The following is a 20309-nucleotide window of genomic DNA, read 5'->3' as shown; positions in this document are numbered from 1 at the left end:
GTCGGGGCGCGGCTGTGTCACGCGGGAGCTCGCGGCGCACCGGCGGTCGCGTGGCTGAGTCCGTTCCGGGCCCGTGGGCAGGAGGTGGCCACCGGTCGCTCGCACCGGTAGTTCTACGGATGCGGTGGCCCCGGCGGTGGCAGAGGCTGATGGCTCTCTGGATAGTTCGAAAGAGGCAGCATGACTTCAGCCGTGCACGTGGCGGCGTCCCCGTTCTCCCCCGCTCCCGCACCCGCACCGGGACCGCTCGGCCCGGTGGTGTCCGGGCGTCCGCCCCTGGCCGGTCGTGAGCGCGAACTCGCCCTGGCACTGGGCGCGTTGAACGGTGCTTCCGGCGGCGGTGTCTGGATCACCGGTGGCCCCGGGGTGGGAAAGACCCGGCTGGCGCAGGAGATCGGCGCGATGGTGCCGGGGGTCGAATGGATCACGGCCGCCGACGCTCCGGACGAGCTGCCGCGGCTGCTGCGCCGGACCGCGCGCGGCCCACGGGTGGTGTGTATCGACGACGCCGCGCAGCTGTCCCGCGACGGGGTGGCCGCGGTGCTCCGGATCGCGGCGCGCGGCACGGTCGGACTGCTGGTCACCGGCGACACCGACCGGGCCGATCCCCGGCTGCACACGCTCTGGAAGGACGGGTGGCTGACCAGGCTGGAGCTGGCCCCGCTGGACGCGGTGGCGACCCGGCGGCTGGCGGCGGCGATGACGGGCGACCGGCTGACCCGGTCCAGTGTGATCCGGTTCGCCGCGATGTCGGCCGGGAATCCGCTGCTGCTGCGGGAGCTGCTGCGGGCCGCGATCGCACAGCGGCTGCTGACGCCGGAGGGCGACCACTGGCAGCTGGCCGAGGACGCGGTCCCGGTCTCCAGCGCCCTGCGCGAGCTGGTGGCCCAGGACCTCGACACCCTGGCCGATGCGCAGCGCGACACCCTTCGGTTGATCGCGCTCGCCGAACCGGCACGGCTGGAGGTCTTGGAGGACGTCGTCGGACTGCACGCCCTGCTCGCACTGGAGGACCGGGGGCTGATCCGGACGGTCGGCGACGGTGGCGGGCAGGCCGTGCGGCCGGTGTCCACGGTGACCGTCCGCCACCCCTATCTGGGCCATGTGCTGCGGCAGGAGGCGGCGCCGCTGCGCAGCGGACACTGGCTGGACATCTGGGCCGCGGCGCTCCAGGAACGCGGCGACGCCCGGCCCGCGGAGTGGGTGACGGTGGCCCGGTGGCAGCTGGACACCGGCCGCGTACCGGTGGAACGGGTGCTGCTGGACGCCGTCCGCCATGCCTCGCGCACCCATGAACTGCCCCTCGCCGCACGGCTGGCGCGCGCCGCGTGGCGCACCTACCGCACCGCGGACGCGGCCGAGTTGCTCGGCCGGGTGCTGCTGGCGGAGGCGGAGTTCGAGGCCCTCCGCCGACTGGGGGCCGAGGCGAAGGGCGGGCCCGGCGGTGAGGAGATCGGGGCCCGGCTGGAGCCGATCGCGGCCCGCGCGCTGATCCTCCAGGGCCGCTACCGCGAGGCCGAGTCGTTGACGGCGCGGCTGCCCGCGGGGCAGCGGGAGGCCGCCGAAGGGATGGCCGCGTACTTCCGGGGCCGGTTCCGCCGTACGCCCACCGCGGTGCCTCCGCACGACCGGCGCTCCCGCGCGCACACCACCGAGGCCGCGCTGCTGGCCATGGCCACGCTGTGCCGCCGGGGCCGCCCGCTGGACGCGCTCGCGCTCCACCACGAACTCTTCGGCGCCGGGACGGCCAAGCGGTGCGACCGTGGCTGGCTGGACGAGATGTACGCCATGGCGCTGCTGTACACGGGGCGTCTGGAGGAGGCCGAGTCCCTGCTCACCACGGCGTATCTGGCGGCGGCCAAGGGACACCAGGTCCGGGTCGACGCCCAGCTCGGACTGGCGCTGGGCTGGGCACTCCACGAGCGCGGCAGACTGCGCGAGGCCCTGCCCTACGTGAGCTTCACCGCCGCGTACCAGGTGGGCTGGCAGGCGTGGCAGGACCAGGCCCGTATCTGTGCCGCGCTGGTGCGTGGCGGTCTGCCCACCGTGCCCGGCCGCTCCGGGCCCGCACCGGCCCAGGACACGCTGTGCGATATGGAGCCGGGCCCGCATGCCAGCGCGCTGGCGCTGGCCCGGGCCCGGCTGGCACACCGCGACGGCGACCAGGTGGCGGCGGCACGGCTGCTGGCGGCCGCCGTCGACGAGGCACTGGCCGAATCCGCCTACGGGGACGCGGTGGTGGCACTGCACGAGAGCGCCCGGCTGGGCGTGGCCGCGCATCCGGCCATCCATGACGACCTTCCGGTGCAGGGTCCGTATCTGCACGCCCGGCTGCACTACGTCCGCGCGGTGTCCGCCGGCGACGAACGGACGCTGGGCCGGGTCTGCCGGGCCCTGGCCGACTGCGGGGCGCAGCTGTACGCGGCCGAGGGGTACGCGGAGCTGGCCCGGCTCCAGCGGCGCGCGGGCCGGGCCCGGGCGGCCACCGCGGCCACCACCGAGGCCCGTGCGCTGCTGCGCGGCTGCGGTGAGGTGATCACTCCCCCGTTGTACTTCCTGGGCGAGGGGCCGACGCTGTCGCCACGGGAGCGCACGGTGGCGGCGCTGGCCGCGCGGGGCCTCACGGACAAGGAGATCGCGGCCCGGCTGGTGGTCTCGCCGCGTACGGTCGGCAACACCCTGTACCGCGTGTATCAGAAGCTGGGGGTCGGCGACCGGCGTGAGCTGAGCACCCTGCTGCCCGCCTGACCCCCGTGGTGTCCGCGGTGTTCCCGGGGCGGAGACGCGATGGAGTAGCCGTTGCTCAGCGCCGCGCACCGCGCATCCCCTAGCGTGTGCTGATCGGCACGGCGGAGCAGGGAGACGGACAGGTATGACGGAGTTGGCGGTCACCTACCGGGGCACGGTGTACCCCTGGCACTGCGACCACATGGGACACATGAATGTCATGTGGTACGTGGGCAAGTTCGACGAGGCCACCTGGCAGTTGATGGCCTCCATCGGTCTGACCCCGGACTATCTGCGCTCCGAGGGCCGTGGCACCGCCGCGGTGGACCAGCGGATCTCCTACCGGCGGGAGCTGCGCGCCGGGGACACCGTGGTGGTCCGCTCGGCGTTCCTGGAGGTGAGGAGCAAGGTGGTGCGGTTCTGCCACCGGATGGAACACGCGGTCACCGGTGAGGTCTGCGCGGTGACCGTGCTGACGGGGGTGCATATGGACACCGTGGCGCGCAAGGCGGTCCCGATGCCGGATCCGCTACTGGAGGCGGCCCGGAAGGCGGTCGTGGACCTGGACCCCTGGGAGTGACGTACACCTTCCGGCGGATGGCCACGATGGAGTAGCGCTCACTCTTCGCCGTGGTGCGGGACGGTGGTCGACTGGACGTGGCGGCCGGGCCGTGGGGACGGAACCCGGGCCGCGAGCCCCGGCGGTGTCAGTCCGGCCAGGGGCATCCCGCTCCGCCCCCGAGCGGGGCCGAAGCGGAGGCTCCCGGGGGCGGACGCGGGTCCACACCGGATCAGCGTGCCGGTCCTTCGGGCCCGGCGCCCGCTCCTGTCGAAAGGCAATCCGCATGGCATCAGCACAACCGGCGCGCGGCGCGCGGACGGAGAAACGGACGGACCGGACATGGACGGCCGACGAGCTCAGGTCGGCCGTCCGCACCGTCGTCTCCGCCCATGACCCGGCCACGACCGACCCGGTGGAGTTCCTGGGCGCGCTGTTCGACGCCGGGCTCGCCTGGGTGCACTTCCCGCCCGGACACGGGGGGCTGAACGCACCGCGCGCCCTCCAGTCCGTGGTGGACGACGAGCTCACGGCCGCGGGCGCGCCGCCGCGTCCCCCGGGGCTGCACACCATCGGTCTCGGCATGGCCGCCCCGGTGCTGCTCGCCTTCGGCGACGAGGCGCAGCGGAAGCGGTTCCTGCGGCCGCTGTTCACCCGCCAGGAGGTGTGGTGTCAGCTCTTCAGCGAGCCGGGCGCCGGTTCCGATCTGGCGGCGCTTGCCACCCGCGCGGAGCGGGACGGGACCGACGGCGACTGGGTGGTCAACGGCCAGAAGGTGTGGACCTCGGTGGCGCATGAGGCGCACTGGGGGCTGCTGGTCGCCAGGACCCAACCCGAACTGCCCAAGCACCAGGGGCTGAGCTATTTCCTGCTCGATATGCGGGCCCCCGGGGTCGAGGTGCGGCCGCTGCGCCAGGCCACCGGTGAGGCGGAGTTCAACGAGGTGTTCCTCACCGATGTACGGATCCCGGACAGCCACCGGGTGGGTGCGGTCGGCGACGGCTGGAAGGTGGCGTCCGGCACGCTGATGAACGAGCGGGTCGCCATCGGCGCCGGGGCGATGCCACGCGAGGGCGGTCTGGCCGGCGGGCTTGCCCGGCTCTGGCGCGAGCGGCCCGAACTGCGCACCTCCGGACTGCACTCCTCGGTGCTGCGCGCCTGGGTGGACGCGGAGGCGCTGCGGCTGACCGCGGAGCGGCTGCGCCAGCAGCTGGCCGCCGGGCAGCCGGGCCCGGAGGGCTCCGCCGCGAAGATCGCGTTCGCCGGTCTCAACCAGCGGATGTCCGGGCTGGCCCTGGACCTCCTCGGGGAGGAGGGGCTCGGCTACGACGACTGGACCTTCCGGCGGCCGGAGCCCGACGACGACTTCTCCACCCGCTCGTTCGGCTTCTTCTATCTGCGGACGAAGGGGAATTCGATCGAGGGCGGCACCACGGAGGTGCTGCGCAATGTGATCGCCGAGCGGGTGCTCGGACTGCCCCCGGAGCCCCGCACCGACAAGACCATCCCGTGGAAGGAGCTCCCCAGGTGAGCACCGAGCCCGCAGCCGATCTGCTGTACAACGAGGTCGAGGACGAGCTGCGGCTGCCGCTGCGCGCCCTGCTCGCCGACCGCTGCCCGACCGATGCGCTGCTCACCCGGGTCGAGGGCGACGAGCCGTACGACACCAAGCTGTGGGGCGCGCTCGGCGCCGAGTTGGGGGTGACGGGGCTGAGCGTGCCCGAGGAGTGCGGCGGCGCGGGCGCGGGCTGGCGGGAGACTGCCGTGGTCCTCGAGGAGCTGGGCCGGGCGGTGGCACCGGTGCCGTACCTCGGCAGCAGTGTGCTGGTGACGGCCGCTCTGATGGCGGCGGACGAGGCCCGGGTGCTGCCCGAGGTGGCCGCGGGCCGGCGGGCCGCGGCACTGGCCGTGCCGTTCTCCACCGGCCCCGGGCTGCCCTTCCCCGACGCGGTGCGGCTCGGCGGTTCCACTCTCGACGGTACGGTGACCAGCGTCGCCGACGCCCTGCCCGCGCGGGTGCTGCTGGTTCCGGCCACCGGTGCGGCGGGCCCCGGTCTGTATCTGGTGGACCTCGCCGCCGCGGGCGACACCGTGGCGCTGACCCCGCGCCGTTCGCTGGACCTCACCCGGCCACTGGCGGATATCGCGCTGCGTTCGGCGCCCGCCACGCCGGTGGCCCTCGGGGACGAGGCGGTACGCGTACTGAAGGTGGCGCTCACCACCGGGGCGGCGCTGCTGGCGTCCGAGCAACTCGGGGTGGCCGAATGGTGTCTGACGACCACGGTGGCGTATGTGAAGGAGCGCCATCAGTTCGGCAGGCCGGTCGGTTCGTTCCAGGCGGTGAAGCACCGGCTGGCCGATCTGTACGGCCTGGTCTCGCAGGCGCGGGCGGTGGCCCGTAACGCGGTCGCCGCGCTGGACGCCGGTTCGCCGACGGTCGCGCTGGAGGCGTCACTGGCGCAGGCGTTCGTCTCGGAGGCGGTGGTGGAGACCGCCGAGGCCGCGCTGCAACTGCACGGCGGGATCGGCTTCACCTGGGAGCACCCGGTGCATCTGTATCTGAAGCGGGCCAAGAGCTCCGCGCTCGCGCTGGGCACGGCGGACCGGCACCGGTCGCTGCTGGCGCCGCTGGTGGATCTGCCGCCCGCCGTCTGAGGGCGAACGGACGACGACGGGCCGCCGCCGGTGAGGCGGCGGCCCGTCGTGGTGTCCGCGCCGGTGTCCCGTCAGTCGAAGAGCATCGGGTCCTCGAAGTACAGCCGGGCCAGATCGGTCCGGGAGGTGATGCCCAGCCGGGGGAAGATCTTGTACAGGTGGTACTCGACGGTCCGGGGGCTCAGGAAGAGCTGGGCGGCGATCTCCTTGTTGGTGCTGCCCTCCGCCGCGAGCCGGGCGATCCGGATCTCCTGCGGGGTGAGCCGCTCCCCGGTGCCGCGGGCGGTGGCGCCCGCGCGGGCGGACTCACCGGTGGCGCGCAGCTCCTGACGGGCGCGCCCGGCCCAGGGGGTGGCGCCGATCCGGTCGAACGTGGCCGCCGCCGAACGCAGATGGGCACGGGCGTCCCGGCGTCTTCGGGCCCGGCGCAGGGTCTCGCCGAAGTACAGCTCGGTACGGGCCTTCTCGATCGGCACAGTGCCGCTGTGCAGGGACAGCGCCTCCTCGAAACAGCCGATCGCGGTGGCGTCGTCGGGGGCCAGCAGCGCCCGGGAGCGCGCCAGCAGCGCCCGGGCCTCGCTGCGTGGGGAACGGGCCTGCCAGCGCTCCAGGGACGCCAGCGCCTCCTGGGCGGCCTGCCGCTCCCCGGAGCGCACGGCGGCCTCGATCCGGTCCGGCAGCGAGAAGAACGCCACGATGGGGTGGCCGGAGCCGGGTTCGGCCACCGCGACCTGTTCCAGCAGCCGCAGCGCCTCGGGGTAGGCACCGCGCATCAGCGCCAGACAGGCGAGGGCGTGCCGGGTGGTGGCGACGGCGAGGCCGATCCTCCGGCGCAGGGCGGTGCCCAGCGCCTCGTCGGCGGCCTCGCGGCAGGCCTGTTCGTCGCCGCGCAGGGCACACATGAAGGCGCGCCGGGCCAGGTGGATGGCGGCCAGGTTCTCCTGCCCGGATTCGCGGGCCAGCCGCAGCCCTTCGTCGGTGAGCGCCTCCGCGTTGGCCATCCGCCCGCTGAACATCTCCAGTTGGGCGGTGAACTCCAGGTTGCCCGGCAACACGCCCACATGGCCCGACGCCCGGGCCACCTCGGCCACCTGCCCGAACAGGGCGAAGGCGGTGGCGGCTTCGCCGAGGTAGAGCGAGCCGACGCCCGCCCAGCCCACCAGCAGCGGATCACCGGACCGCTGAGCGGCGTCGACGCCCGCGGTGATGAGTTCGGTGCCGCGCGCGAAGTCCTGTGCCACCACCCGCTCGATACCGGTCAGCAGCAGCCGGGTGGCCTCGGTCATCGGCGTTCCTCCGGCCAGCCGTTCGGCCGCCGCGGACAGCTCCCGGAAGCGGCCGGGGTCACCGGCGTGGGAGGCGGCCTCCGCCGCCTGGATCAGACAGTGGGCGGCCTCGTCGGGGACGTCCGCGGCGAGTGAGGTCGCCGCCGCGCGCAGTGCCCGGTAGGCGTCGGTGAGCACGCCGCCACGCATCCGGACGGCACCGCGCAGCTGGAGCAGCCGGCCGATGACCACCGGGTGGTCGGCGACGGCCAGGGCGTCGCGCACCAGGTGTTCGGTGCGCGCCGCCTGTCCCGCCTGCCAGGCGGCGCGGGCGGCGTCCAGGAGCCGTTCGGTGCCCCGGGCGGGGTCGGGGGTCAGCCGGGCGGCACGGTCCAACAGGTCCGCGGCGGTGGCGTACTGGGCCCGGGAGCGCGCGTACGCCGCGGCGCGTTGCAGCTCCCCGGCCACCTCCTCGTCCGGGCCGAGCGCGGCCGCCGCGCGGTGCCCGGCCCAGCGGCCGTCCCGCTCGTGCGAGCGCACCGCCTCGGCCAGGGCGAGATGGCAGCGTCGGCGGCGGGCGAGGCCGGCGCCGCTCTGCACGGCGGTCCGCAGCGCGGCGCTGGAGAAGGAGATCTTCCGTCCGACGACGGTGATGAGGCCGGTCTCCTCGGCGGCCTCCAGACAGGACGGTGGCAGCCCGAGGCGGTCGAGGGCCGCGGCCACGGTGGTCAGGTCGCCGGTCTCCTCGGCGGCGGCCACCAGGAGCGCCAGCCGGACCGGCTCGGGCAGGGTGCGCTCGATGCCGAGGAAGGCCCGGCGGGTCCGCGGACCGAGCGGCAGGGGTACGGGCAGGATCTCCTCACCCTGGATCTGACGCTTCGCCAGCAGGGTGCCGAGTTCGGCCAGGGACAGGGCGTTCCCGCCGGTGCGGGCGGTCAATTCGCGGGCGACGGCAGCCGCCGGACGCACTCCCGCGGCCGCGGCCAGCAGGTCGGTGGCGGCGTGTTCGTCGAGTCCTGGCAGCGCGAGCCGGGGCAGCACGGGGTCCTCGAGCACCTCGGGTCCGGGGTCCCGCTGGGCCAGCAGCAGCGCCACCCCGTCCGGGCGCAGTCTGCGGGCGGCGAACAGCAGGGTCTCCAGGGTGGGCCGGTCCACCCACTGGACGTCGTCCAGCAGACACACCAGACCGCGCGGCCCGACCGTGCCGCCCTCGGCCGCGGCCGAGGTGAGCAGGGTCAGGGCGGCCATCGAGACCAGCGCGGGGTCGGCGGGCGGGGCGCCGGTCAGCCGCAGCGCGGACGACAGCGCCTCGGACTGCTCCGCCGGGAGGGCGGGCAGCCGTGGCAGCAGCGGCCGCAGCAGCTGGTGCAGACCCGCGTAGGCGCGGCCGGACTCCTCCACCGCGCCGCACACCCCGAGAAGGACCGCGCCGAGACCGGTCGCTCGCCGCCGGGCGTGGTCCAGCAGGGCGCTCTTGCCGCTGCCCGGCTCGCCGCGCAGCAGGAGCATGCCACCGCGGCCCGCCGTGACGCCGTCGAGAACACGGTCGATCACGGCCAGCTCGGTGTCCCGGCCGTACAGCCCGTGATGCGTGTGGTTGATCCTCATCCTCCGGTCAGCGCGCTGTTCTCATCGTAGAACGTGCTGGTCAGCAGGGCGCGCCGCAGACCGGGTGCGGGTCTGGTCCACACCGCACCCGGTCGGGTCACGCACCCGCGCGGTTACTCGTAGAGCTCACCGCGCCCGGCCCGCTCCACCAGGGAGGCCGGGGGTTCGAACCGCTCGCCGTAGCGCTCCGCGAGCTCGTGGGCGCGGGCGACGAATCCGGCCGGACCGCCCTCGTACTGGTTGATGTACTGGAGCACACCGCCGGTCCAGGCGGGGAAGCCGATACCGAGGATCGAGCCGACGTTGGCGTCCGGCACCGAGCGCAGCACCCCCTCGTCCAGGCACTTGACCGACTCCAGCGCCTCGACGAAGAGCATCCGCTCCACCATGTCGGTCAGCGGGATGTCGGCCGTACCGGCCCCGAAGGCGTCGGCCAGGCCCGGCCACAGCCGCACCCGCTTGCCGTCGGCGTACTCGTGGAAACCGGCCCCGTCGAGACGACCGGGCCGGCCGAACTCGTCCACCATGCGGTCGATGACGTCGTAGGCGGGCTGGTGGGGCAGGGTGCGGCCGTCGGCCGTGAAGGCTTCTATGGCCTCCTTGCGCACCTTCTGCGACAGCTTCATATTGAGCTCGTCGCACAGGGCCAGCGGCGCGGTGGGGTATCCGGCCTGGAGTCCGGCCTGCTCCACGGAGGCCGGGGCGGCGCCCTCCGCGATCAGGTTCAGCGCCTCGTTGAGGAAGGTGCCGATCACCCGGCTGGTGAAGAAGCCACGGCTGTCACCGGCCACGATCGGGGTCTTGCCGAGCTGACGGGCGATGTCGTACGCCTTGGCCAAGGTGGCGTCGGTGGTCTTCTCGCCGACGATGATCTCCAGCAGGGCCATCTTGTCGACCGGGGAGAAGAAGTGCAGCCCGATGAAGTCCTCCGGGCGGCTCACCCCCTGCGCGAGACCGGTGATGGGCAGGGTGGAGGTGTTCGAGCCGAGCACGGCGCCGGCCGCCAGATGCGGTGCGACCTCGGCGAAGACCTTCTTCTTCAGCTCGGCGTCCTCGAAGACCGCCTCGATCACCAGATCGGCCCCGGCGGCGTCCTCGGCCCGGGTGGTGGGGGTGATCCGGCCCAGCACGGCGGTGCGCTCGCTCTCGCCGATCCTGCCCCGCTCCACGGCCTTGTCCAGGATCTTCCGCGAGTAGTCCTTGCCGCGCTCGGCCGCCCCCGGGTCCACGTCCTTGAGGATGACCTCCATCCCGGCCTTGGCACAGGAGTAGGCGATACCCGCGCCCATCATCCCGGCGCCCAGGACCACCACCTTGCGGGCCCGGTGGCGGGGGTGTCCTTCGGGACGGCCGCCGCCCTTGGCGATGTACTCGGAGTCGAAGTGGAAGGCCTTGATCATGTTCGACGAGATCTGGCCGCAGGCCAGCTCGGCGAGATAGCGGGTCTCGATGGCGAGCGCGGTGTCCACGTCCACCTGGATGCCCTCGACCGCCGCGGCCAGGATGTGGTGCGGGGCGTCCATGGGGGTGCCGCGGCCGCGGTTGCGGACGGTGGCCGAGAACGGCACCACGACCTGGTAGAGGAAGGTGTGGGAGGTGGCGGCGCCGCCGGGGATGCGGTAGCCCTTGATGTCCCACGGCTGCGCGGACTCCGGGTGGTCCAGGATCCAGCGGCGGGCCTGACCGAGCATGTCCTCGGGCGAGCCGGCCACCACATCGACCAGACCGTGCCGCTGGGCATCGCGCGGCGAGAACAGACGGCCCGTCAGCACGACATCCGAGAGCGCCTTGTGCAGGCCCAGCATGCGCACCGTACGGGTCAGCCCGCCGGCGCCGGGCAGCAGTCCGAGGGTGATCTCGGGCAGCCCGATCACGCTGCCCTCGGCGTCCAGGGCGATCCGGTGGTGGCAGGCCAGGGCGACTTCCAGACCACCCCCGATGGCCGCGCCGTTGACGGCGGCGACCACCGGCTTGCCGAGCGTCTCCAGCCGTCGCAGCAACCCCTTCAACTCATCGGAGACCCGGGTGAGTTCGGGGGCGAGCTCGGGGGCGGTGCGGCGCAGTACGCCGAGGTCGGCACCGGCGAAGAAGCTCTGCTTGGCGGAGGTGAGGATCACACCCGCCACCGACTCGCGCTCGGTCTCCAGCCGCTCCACGGTGCTCTTCAGCGACGCGGAGAAGGAGTTGTTCATCAGATTCACCGAGTGCGCCGGGTCGTCCATGGTGAGGACGACGACGCCGTCCTCGTCCCGGTCCCAGCGGATCATGGTGGTGGTCGTTTCGGCCCTGTCGGTCATATCGGCCCTGTCGGTCATACGAGAAGTCCTGTTCGTTCGCGGGTCGCGCGGGCGGAGGGAGCAGAGATCGGGAAGGGGCGGGCGGCGGTCACAGCCGCTCGATGACGGTGGCGATGCCCATACCGCCGCCGATGCACAGCGTCACCAGGGCGCGGTGGGCGCCACGGCGCTCCAACTCGTCGACGACGGTGCCGACGAGCATCGCGCCGGTGGCGCCCATGGGGTGGCCCATGGCGATGGCGCCGCCGTTGACGTTGACCTTCTCCATCGGCAGATCGAGCTCCTTGACGAACTTCAGCACCACCGAGGCGAACGCCTCGTTCAGCTCGAAGAGGTCGATGTCGTCCACGGTGAGCCCGGCCAGGTCGAGCGCCTTGCGGGTGGCGGGGGCGGGGCCGGTGAGCATGATGAGCGGGTCGGTGCCGGTGAGGGCGGCGGCCACGATCCGGGCGCGCGGGATCAGTCCGAGCTCGGCGCCGGCCCGTTCGCTGCCGACCAGGACCAGGGAGGCGCCGTCGACGATGCCGGAGGAGTTCCCGGCGGTGTGCACATGGTCGATCCGCTCCACCCAGTGGTAGCGCTGGAGGGCGATCGGGTCGTAGAGGGTGCCGGGCTCGGCGAACGAGGGCCGCAGCTTGCCCAGCCCCTCGAGGGTGGCCTCCGGGCGGACCAGCTCGTCGTGGTCCAGCACCGGGACACCGTGGTCCACCACCGGGACGACCGACTTGGCGAAGTAGCCGCCGGACCAGGCGGCCGCGGCCCGCCGCTGGGACTCGAGCGCGTAGGCGTCGACGTCCTCGCGGCTGAAGCCCTCCAGAGTGGCGATGAGGTCGGCGCTGACGCCCTGGGGGACGAACGCGCCCTTGCGGCTGGTCTCCGGGTCGAACGCCCAGGCGCCGCCGTCGGAGCCCATGGGCACCCGGGACATCGACTCCACTCCCCCGGCCACGATCAGGCGGTCCCAGCCCGAACGCACGCGCGCGGCGGCGGTGTTGACCGCCTCGAGACCCGAGGAGCAGTAGCGGTTGAGCTGCACACCGCAGACCGTGTCGGGCAGACCGGCGGCCAGCGCCGCGGTCTTGGCGATATTGCCGCCCTGGTCGCCGACGGGCATGACCGAGCCCAGGACGATGTCGTCGATCGCGGCCGGGTCGAGACCGGAGTGGCGGCCGAGCAGTTCGCCGATGAGTCCGGTGAGCAGGGTGATGGGCTTGGTGCCGTGGAGCGAGCCGGTCTTCTTGCCACGTCCGCGCGGGGTGCGGATCGCCTCGTAGATGAATGCTTCGGTGGTCACAGCGAGTCCTTCGGCTGGGGTGCGGATGTACTCATGGGTGGTCTGCGAGGGATGCGGCGGTCAGCCCGTACCGTCCGGGGCGGCGACCGCTCCGGTGGCGAGCAGGTCCGCGATCTCCTCGGGGGCGTAGCCGTATGCGGTGAGCACCGCTTCGGTGGCCTCGCCGGGCCGGGCGGCGCGGGTCGGTGGCGCGCAGGGTGTGTCGCCGAACCGGGGCGCGGGCGCGTGCTGGAGCAGCCCCTCGTGGGTGACGAAACTCCCGCGGGCCATGTGGTGCGGGTGGTACGGGACTTCGTCCAGTGTCAGGACGGGGGCGAAGCACGCCTCCACACCGTCGAACACCCGGCACCACTCCTCGCGGGTGCGCTGCCGGATCACCTCGGCGATCCGCTTCTTGTACTCCGGCCACCGGGTGGCGTCGTACGGCTCGGGGAAGTCGGCCGGGTCGAAGCCCAGCGTTTCCAGCAGCGCTTGCTGGAACTGCGGTTCCACGGCGCCGAAGGAGACATGACGGCCGTCGGCGGTCTCGTAGGTGTCGTAGAAGTGCGCACCGCCGTCGAGCCAGTTGGTGCCCGGCCGGGGCGACCAGCCGCCCTGCTGGGCCAGCGCGTAGAAGATGCCCATCAGCTGCGCCACACCGTCGGCCATCGCCGCGTCCACCACCTGGCCGCGGCCGGTGGTGGCGCGCGACTGGAGCGCGGCGAGGACGCCGACGGCCAGCAGCATGCCTCCGCCGCCGAAGTCCGCGAGCAGATTCAGCGGGATCACCGGACCGCTGCCGGGCCGTCCGATGGCCGCCAACGCGCCGGACAGCGCGATGTAGTTGATGTCGTGTCCGGCGGTATGGGCGAGCGGTCCGTCCTGGCCCCAGCCGGTCATCCGGCCGTAGACCAGCCGCGGGTTGTGCTCCAGACAGGCGTCGGGACCGAGGCCGAGGCGCTCCATGACGCCGGGGCGGAAGCCCTCGATGAGCACATCGGCATGGCCGATCAGCCGCATCGCCACCGCGGCGCCCCGCGGATCCTTGAGGTCGACGGCGACCGAGCGGCGGCTGCGGCCCAGGATCACATCGTTGAAGGCTTTGCCCACCAGCGCCGGGCGGTCGATCCGTACGACGTCGGCACCGAGGTCGGCCAGCACCGTCGCACAGAACGGACCGGGCCCCTGGGCACCGATTTCCACCACTTTCAGGCCGGTCAACGGCCCCATGTTCGCCTCCTTGCGCCACACCGCCGGGGCACACCCCACCGAGGTCGGAGGGTGGGGGCCGCGGGGTGCGCGGGACAGTGGATCTCCGTGTCGGCGGGTTCGCGGGGACACGGGTGGGAAGCGACCGCGGTTCCGGAAGGGCCCGGCCGGCCGGGGCGCCGAAGGGCGTACCGACAGCGGTGGGCGTGGTGTCCGGAGGGATTCCGCGGTGGGTGACCGCCCGCTCGGCGGGCGCCGCTGGGCCTCAGTGTGACGAGCCGGTGGCCACGGTGTCCAGCGGTCCGCGGCCCCCCGTTGCCGGACCAGTAGTCCTACGGATTCGCGGCCACGGCGGCGGACGTTGGATGGCGGAAGCGTCGACGGTGCCGCCCAGGGTGACGGCGCCACCGTCGAGGCGACGGGCCCCGGTACACCGGGCCGACAGACCCGCGTACCGGGCCGCACGCACACCGACACGTCGCTCCGCAGCGACCACACCGCTTCGCAGGAGGAACACCATGCCGGACTCCCCCCGCCGCGTCGCCATCGTCACCGGCGCCGCCCGTGGCATCGGCGCCGCCACCGCCAGACGACTGGCCGCCGACGGTATGGCGGTCGCGGTCTGGGACCTGGACGGCACCGCGTGCGCGTCCGTGGCGGACGAGATCACCGAGGCCGGTGGCACGGCCCTGGCGGTGAGCGCGGACGTCTCCGACAGCGCACAGGTGGAGGCGGCCGTCACCCGGGTGGCGACCGAGCTGGGCCCGCCGGTGGTGGCGGTCAACAACGCCGGAGTGCTGCGCGACAATCTGCTGTTCAAGATGTCCGAACCGGACTGGGAGACGGTGATGGATGTCCATCTGCGCGGAGCCTTCCTGGTGACCCGCGCGGCCCAGCGCCATATGACCGAGCAGCGCTGGGGCCGGGTGGTCAACCTGTCCTCGACCTCCGCGCTGGGCAACCGCGGTCAGGCCAACTACTCGGCCGCCAAGGCGGGTCTCCAGGGCTTCACCAAAACCCTCGCCATCGAACTGGGCAAGTTCGGCATCACGGCCAACGCGGTGGCGCCGGGGTTCGTGGAGACCGAGATGACCCGGGCGACCGTGGCCCGGATGGGCATGGACTTCGAGGAGGTGCGGCGGCAGATGTGCGAACAGATCCCGGTGGCCAGGATCGGACGTCCGGAGGACATCGCGCACACCGTGTCGTTCTTGGTGGGTGAGGACGCCGGGTATGTGTCCGGACAGGTCCTCTATGTGTCCGGCGGCCCTCAGGGATGAGAGCACCGGGTACGCGTATCACCGGCCCGCCACGCCGCCGTCCTGCTGAGAGGTGACCGTGAACCATCCGCCGTCCATCGACAACCGCCCGGTCTCCCTCGCCCACTTCTTTCTCGCCCGGGTGCGGACGACCCCCGACGCGGAGGCGTATCGCTTCCCGGTCCCCGCCGCGCCGGGCGACACCGCGCCCGAAGGCACCGCGCCGGGAGAGGAGGAGTGGCATGCGCTGACCTGGGCGCACACCGGAGAGCGCGCGGCGGCGATCGCCGCCGGGCTGATGTCCCTGGGCGTCCGTCCGCAGGAGCGGGTGGCGATCGCCTCCGGGACGCGGGTGGAGTGGATCCTGGCCGATCTGGGGACGATGTGCGCCGGTGCGGCGACCACCACCGTGTACCCCACAACCGACGCCGACGAGACGGCGTACATCCTCGCGGACTCCGGGAGCCGGGTGCTGTTCGCGGAGGACGCCGAACAGCTGGCCAAGGTGGTCCGGCACCGCGCCACGTTGCCCGCGCTCACCGCCGTGGTCACCTTCGAACCGGTGGACGGACCGGCGGAGGGCGGGGCGACGGCCGGGGACGGGCCGGAGGTGCTCTCGCTGGAGGAGCTGGAACGGCGGGGCACGGAGCTCTTGCGTGACCACCCCGACGCGGTCGAGGAGACGGTGGCGAAGATCGACCGGGAGGACCTTGCCACCCTCATCTACACCTCGGGCACCACCGGCCGCCCCAAAGGGGTACGGCTGGCCCATGACTGCTGGTCGTTCCAGGCGCAGACCGCGCTCGGGCTCGGTCTGCTGTCCCAGGAGGACCTGGAGTTCGCCTGGTTGCCGATGGCGCACGCCTTCGGCAAGAACCTGCTGTGCGCGCAGATCGCGGTGGGCTATCCGCTGGCGGTGGACGGCCGTCTGGAACGGCTTCCGGCCAATCTGCGGCTGCTGCGGCCGACGGTGATGGCCGCGGTCCCCCGCGTCTTCGAGAAGATCTACAACTCGCTCGCCGCGGAGGCCCGCCGGATGGGCGGGTCCAGGGAGCGGATCTTCGGCTGGGCGGCGCGGGTGGCCCGGGAGTACGCCCGTGCCGCCCAGACCAAAGGCGCCGAAACCGGGCAGGGCATGGAGAGCGGCAGGACACTGGTGCCGTTCTGGCTCTCGGTCCGGCATGTGATCGCCGACCGGCTGGTCTACGCCGGGGTGCGGGAGGTCTTCGGCGGCCGGATCCGCGGCTGCACCAGTGGCAGCGCACCGCTCGCCCCCGACATCGGGCTGTTCTTCAGCGGTGCGGGCATCCCGATCCTGGAGGGGTACGGGCTCACCGAGTCCTCGTGCGGCGCCTCGATGAGTCTGCTGGAGTACCGCACGGGGGTGGCGGGCCGTCCGCTGCCCGGGGTCGAGGTGCGGATCGCGGACAACGGGGAGATCCTGATGCGCGGTCCGAACATCATGCGCGGCTATCACCATCTCCCGGAGAAGACCGCCGAGGTGCTGGACTCCGACGGCTGGTTCCACACCGGCGATCTGGGCGAGCTGACCGAGGACGGCTATCTGCGGATCACCGGTCGGATCAAGGAGCTGATCAAGACCTCGGGCGGCAAATATGTGGCACCGCTGGAGATCGAGAGCCGGTTGAAGGGCGCCTGTCCCTTCATCAGCAATGTGGTGGTCGTCGGTGACCACCGCCATTACTGCGTCGCGCTCATCACCCTGGACGAACCGACACTCATGGCCTGGGCGCGGGAGCGGGGTCTGACCGGTCTCCCCTACCGCCAGTTGTGCGGTTCGGCGGAGGTGCGGGAGCTGGTGGCGGGCTATGTGGACGGTGTCAACGCGGGGCTCCAGCGCTGGCAGACGGTCAAGCGGTTCACGGTGCTGCCACGCGACTTCGACCAGGCACACGGTGAGGTGACGCCCAGTATGAAGGTCCGCAGGCCCCAGGTGCAGCGCAGCTTCGCCACGGAGATCGACGCCATGTACGACGAATCCCACTGAGCTCTCCGGCCGGACATGACGGTGGCCGTGCGGTTCTCCGCACGGCCACCTTCGTGTCCCGGGCGTGGTTCAGCCCGTGAGGCAGGTGTAGGCGGTGGCCAGCAGCCTCATACAGCGGTCGTCGGCTGCGGCGCCCTCGTCCACCATGCGGTTGGGGACGTAGGAGAACGCCATCCTGGCGTCGAGGTCGACCAGACAGCCGGAGCCGCCCGCGCCGCCCCAGAAACCCGCGCGCGGGTTGGGCGAGAGCGGGAAGGCCTCGGTGGGCAGCGCGAAGCCCAGGCCCCAGCGCACCGGGAACTGGAGGATGAGGTCGAGGCCGTCGGTGCGGGTGCGGAAGACGGAGTCACAGGTGGCCTCGGAGAGCAACCGCACTCCGCGGGCCTCGCCGCCGTTCGCCAGGACGGACTGGATGGCGGCGATCGACTCGGCGTTGCCCTGGCCGCCGAAGGCGGGAAGTTCCGCCTCGCGCCATTCGGGGGTCCACGCGACCTTATGGCCGGTTTCGAATATCGGCGGATTGTTGAGCGCCTGTGCCATGGGGTGATCCATGTCGATTCCACCCGCGATACGCGGTGGTGGAATCACCGGGGAGATCCGGTGGTGCTGTTCCCGCTCCAGTCCGAAGTGGAAGTCCGCGCCGAGCGGCCCGGCCATCTCCTCGGCCAGAAAGCGGCCGATGCTCACCCCGGTGACCCGCCGGACGATCTCGCCGATGAGATGCCCCTGGGTGTAGCCGTGATAGCCGCTGGCGCTGCCGGGCTTCCAGCGCGGGGTCTGCCGGGCCAGCAGCGAGGTCGACTTCTCCCAGTCGTAGACGTCCTCGAACGACACCTTCTCGTCCCAGGCGGGCAGCCCCGCGGAGTGCGCCAGCACATGCTCGACCAGCACATCCTCCTTCCCGGCCCGGGCGAACTCCGGCCAGTAGCGGGCCACCGGGGCGGCCAGGTCCAGCACTCCGCGGTCGACCAGGACCAGCGCGCACAGCACGGAGACCGTCTTGCTGCTGGAGAAGACATTGGTGAGGGTGTGGCGTTCCCAGGGCCGGGTGCGAGCGGCGTCGAAGGAGCCGCCCCACAGATTGATCACGGGCTCGCCGTCCAGGTACATGGCGACGGAGGCGCCCACATCCGTGCCGTTCTCCAGGTTTTCCTGGAACACTTTCTTGACAGCCTCGAAACGCCGGTCGCAAGAGCCATGAATTTCGGTCATGGCGGCCAATGTAGATCCGTCCCACGGCATGAACACCGGCCTCGGCCTGGGAATTCGGAATTGGAGTAGCCGCTACTCACCCTGCGGTCAGCCCGGGTACACCGCGTAGGGCTCAGGTTCCGGTGCGGGCTGTTGCATATGGCGCGGCCGTCGCCCGAACCGGGAGCCCGCCCAGCCGAGGGCGAAGCCCGCGGGGATGGTGAACAGACCCGGGTTGTGCAGCGGGAACCACTGGAAGTCATGGTTCGGGAAGACGGCGAGCGGGGCGCCGGAGACCGAGGGGGAGAAGGTCATGGTGACGAGGGTGAGGACCAGTCCGCCATACATCGACCAGCGTTGTCCGGTGACGGTGAACCCGGACCACATCGTGCCGTAGAACAGCGCGGGCAGCAGGGCCGAGGCGGCGGCCGCGAAGGTGAAGGAGAGCAGCACCTGACGGTTCCAGGACTGCGTCACCACCGCGAGCACGACGGCAAGCACACCGAGGACCACGATCGCCGTACGGGCGGCGGCCAGCTCACGGTCAGGGGAGAGCCGCCCGCGGAAGAACACCTTGGCGAGGCCGTCGTGGGCGACGGAGGCAGCGGCGGCGAGGGTGAGTCCGGCGACCGCCGCCAGGGTGGTGACGATGACCGCGCAGGCCACGACGGAGAAGAGCAGACTGCGGTGGGCCGATTCGGTCCCGGGGTCGAGCGCGCGGGTCAGCACCAGCAGCGTGTCGTTGCCGGTGGGGTCGGCGGTGCGCAGCCCCGCCCCGCCGACGATGGCGGCGGCCCCGGCTCCCACGATCACGATCAGCACCAGCAGGGCGGTGACCGCGCCGACGGCCCAGGTGGTGGCGGCACGGGCGGCCCGCAGACCACGGATCGGATGCAGCCGCATGGTGATGTGGGGCATACAGCAGGCACCCAGGGCGATGGTCAGCTGCACACTGAGCACGTCCAGCCGCCCGGCGGCGGAGTCGCCGTACTGCCGGCCGGACTGCCAGAAGGTGTCACCGAAGCCGCTGGCGTCCGCGGCGGTGCCGAAGAGGCTGACCGGGTTCCAGGAGAACCGTTTGAGCACCAGCACCGCGAGCAGGATGAACGCGGCGAACAGCACGAAGGTCTTCACGATCTGGATGAAGCCGGTGCCCTTCATCCCGCCGAGCGCCGCGTAGCAGACCATCAGCGATCCGATGAAGATGGTGCAGCCGGTGACCGCGGCGCTGCCGGGGATGCCGAGCATCAGGGCCATCATCGACCCCGCGCCGTTCAGCTGGACCAGCAGCAGGGGGAGGATGACCACCACACAGACAACGGCCATGTTGATACGGGCGGGCCGCTCGCTCAGCCGCTCCGAGAGCACATCGCCGAGGGTGAACCGGCCGTGGCCGCACAGCGGACCGGCCATCACCAGCATGAACATCAGGATCGACAACACGGTGGAGGAGGCGATGAGCACCCCGTCGAACCCGGCGAGCGCGATGGTGCCGGTGGTGCCGAGCACAGTGGCGGCGGAGATGTAGTCGCCCGCGATGGCCAGGCCGTTCTGCATCGGGCTGAGCCCGCTGGTGCCGAGGTAGAACTCGGTGGGGTCGTCATTGCCGGTGGCCGCGAGGATGCACAGCAGGAACGACACGGCGATGAAGCAGGCGAAGAGCACGAACGCCAGCGTCCTCGGGTCGAGGAAGCTCATCTGTCCGCCTCCCCGTCGGTGAGGGACTGCCGGCGGGTCCGGGCCAGCACGGTGAGCAGCACGGTCGCGTCCAGCACGACCAGCAGGGCGCCCAGGGTGAACCCACCGCCCTCCCCGATGTCGACCACACCCTCGGCGGCGCAGTTGACCACCACCGCTGCCACATGGCAGGTCAGTGCGGCGCAGGCGGCCCGCGCCGTCCACGGCCACGGCCGCTGCCAGGGCGTCCGCCGCACGGTGCGGAACGCCTTCGGGGGGTGGGTCGGCATCGGGGGGACGGGGGATGCCGAGCCCTCGGCGCGGGCCGGGGGCTCGGCCGGCGTCGGGAACACGGCCGTTGCCGGGGGTTTGGCCGTGATTCCCGACATGGCATAGATGGCGGGCATCGCCTGCCGGGCCGACATCGCCGTCATCGAGGACGGCGGTGGCGTGGCGGGACGTGCTGCCGCCTTACGACCTGCCGAGGCCGCGTGACGTCCGGGAGCAGCCGCGGGGGTGCGCATCGGACGGGGCCTGACGGGCGGCGCCCAGGGCTGATCGTGATCGGACATGTCGTTGGC

General features: G+C 72.4%; 13 protein-coding genes. 6 read left to right on the top strand and 7 right to left on the bottom strand.

Annotated features, from left to right (window positions below; translation table 11 throughout):
- Positions 1-180: 180 nt before the first annotated feature.
- The 4 genes from AB0C66_RS33650 to AB0C66_RS33635 all read left to right on the top strand — a co-directional run bounded on the left by AB0C66_RS33650 (position 181) and on the right by AB0C66_RS33635 (position 5941).
- Positions 181-2748: a LuxR C-terminal-related transcriptional regulator gene (locus AB0C66_RS33650; RefSeq protein WP_362447529.1), complete on the top strand. Its 2568-nt coding sequence runs from the start codon at positions 181-183 to the stop codon at positions 2746-2748.
- A gap of 124 nt (positions 2749-2872) precedes the next feature.
- Positions 2873-3307 carry a thioesterase family protein gene (locus AB0C66_RS33645; RefSeq protein ID WP_362447526.1) on the top strand — a complete coding sequence of 145 codons (435 nt, stop codon included), beginning with the start codon at positions 2873-2875 and terminating at the stop codon, positions 3305-3307.
- A gap of 265 nt (positions 3308-3572) precedes the next feature.
- Positions 3573-4817 carry an acyl-CoA dehydrogenase family protein gene (locus AB0C66_RS33640; RefSeq protein WP_362447523.1) on the top strand — a complete coding sequence of 415 codons (1245 nt, stop codon included), beginning with the start codon at positions 3573-3575 and terminating at the stop codon, positions 4815-4817.
- Positions 4814-5941, top strand: coding sequence for an acyl-CoA dehydrogenase family protein (locus tag AB0C66_RS33635; RefSeq protein WP_362447520.1), 1128 nt, complete (start codon positions 4814-4816; stop codon positions 5939-5941). The genes AB0C66_RS33640 and AB0C66_RS33635 overlap by 4 nt, the downstream gene beginning before the upstream one ends.
- Before the next feature lie 71 nt (positions 5942-6012).
- On the opposite strand, the gene AB0C66_RS33630 is transcribed toward AB0C66_RS33635, so the two are convergent.
- From AB0C66_RS33630 to AB0C66_RS33615, 4 genes are all read right to left on the bottom strand, one after another.
- The gene (locus AB0C66_RS33630; RefSeq protein ID WP_362447518.1) at positions 6013-8814 is read right to left on the bottom strand and encodes an AAA family ATPase; all 2802 of its coding nucleotides are present in this window, start codon (positions 8812-8814) and stop codon (positions 6013-6015) included.
- Between the two features lie 113 nt (positions 8815-8927).
- Complete coding sequence (locus AB0C66_RS33625; RefSeq protein ID WP_362447515.1) at positions 8928-11129, bottom strand: 3-hydroxyacyl-CoA dehydrogenase NAD-binding domain-containing protein; 2202 nt, start codon at positions 11127-11129, stop codon at positions 8928-8930.
- A gap of 70 nt (positions 11130-11199) precedes the next feature.
- Entirely contained in the window at positions 11200-12405 is a 1206-nt protein-coding gene (locus AB0C66_RS33620) for an acetyl-CoA C-acetyltransferase (protein WP_362447512.1), read from the bottom strand.
- 60 nt (positions 12406-12465) lie between these two features.
- Entirely contained in the window at positions 12466-13614 is a 1149-nt protein-coding gene (locus AB0C66_RS33615; protein ID WP_362447509.1) for a CaiB/BaiF CoA-transferase family protein, read from the bottom strand.
- 497 nt (positions 13615-14111) lie between these two features.
- Between AB0C66_RS33615 and fabG the strand changes: the two genes are divergently transcribed.
- Positions 14112-14873 (top strand): 3-oxoacyl-ACP reductase FabG, encoded by a 762-nt coding sequence (gene fabG / locus AB0C66_RS33610; protein WP_362447506.1) that lies wholly within the window; start codon positions 14112-14114, stop codon positions 14871-14873.
- 58 nt (positions 14874-14931) lie between these two features.
- The gene (locus AB0C66_RS33605; RefSeq protein WP_362447503.1) at positions 14932-16860 is read left to right on the top strand and encodes a long-chain fatty acid--CoA ligase; all 1929 of its coding nucleotides are present in this window, start codon (positions 14932-14934) and stop codon (positions 16858-16860) included.
- 69 nt (positions 16861-16929) lie between these two features.
- Here the strand turns inward: AB0C66_RS33605 and AB0C66_RS33600 are convergent, their stop codons facing one another.
- From AB0C66_RS33600 to AB0C66_RS33590, 3 genes are all read right to left on the bottom strand, one after another.
- A complete protein-coding gene (locus AB0C66_RS33600; RefSeq protein ID WP_362447500.1) occupies positions 16930-18072 on the bottom strand; it encodes a serine hydrolase domain-containing protein in 1143 nt (380 codons plus the stop codon).
- 87 nt (positions 18073-18159) lie between these two features.
- A complete protein-coding gene (locus tag AB0C66_RS33595) occupies positions 18160-19749 on the bottom strand; it encodes a cation acetate symporter (RefSeq protein WP_362447497.1) in 1590 nt (529 codons plus the stop codon).
- Positions 19746-20018, bottom strand: coding sequence for a hypothetical protein (locus AB0C66_RS33590; RefSeq protein ID WP_362447494.1), 273 nt, complete (start codon positions 20016-20018; stop codon positions 19746-19748). Before AB0C66_RS33590 ends, AB0C66_RS33595 begins: the two co-directional genes overlap by 4 nt.
- Positions 20019-20309: the final 291 nt, after the last annotated feature.

The sequence above is a fragment of the Streptomyces sp. NPDC048636 genome (assembly GCF_040650655.1).
In the GTDB taxonomy this organism is placed as follows: Bacteria; Actinomycetota; Actinomycetes; order Streptomycetales; family Streptomycetaceae; genus Streptomyces.
Note: the sequence above shows the minus strand (reverse complement) of the source record. Positions and strands in the feature narration are given on the sequence as shown.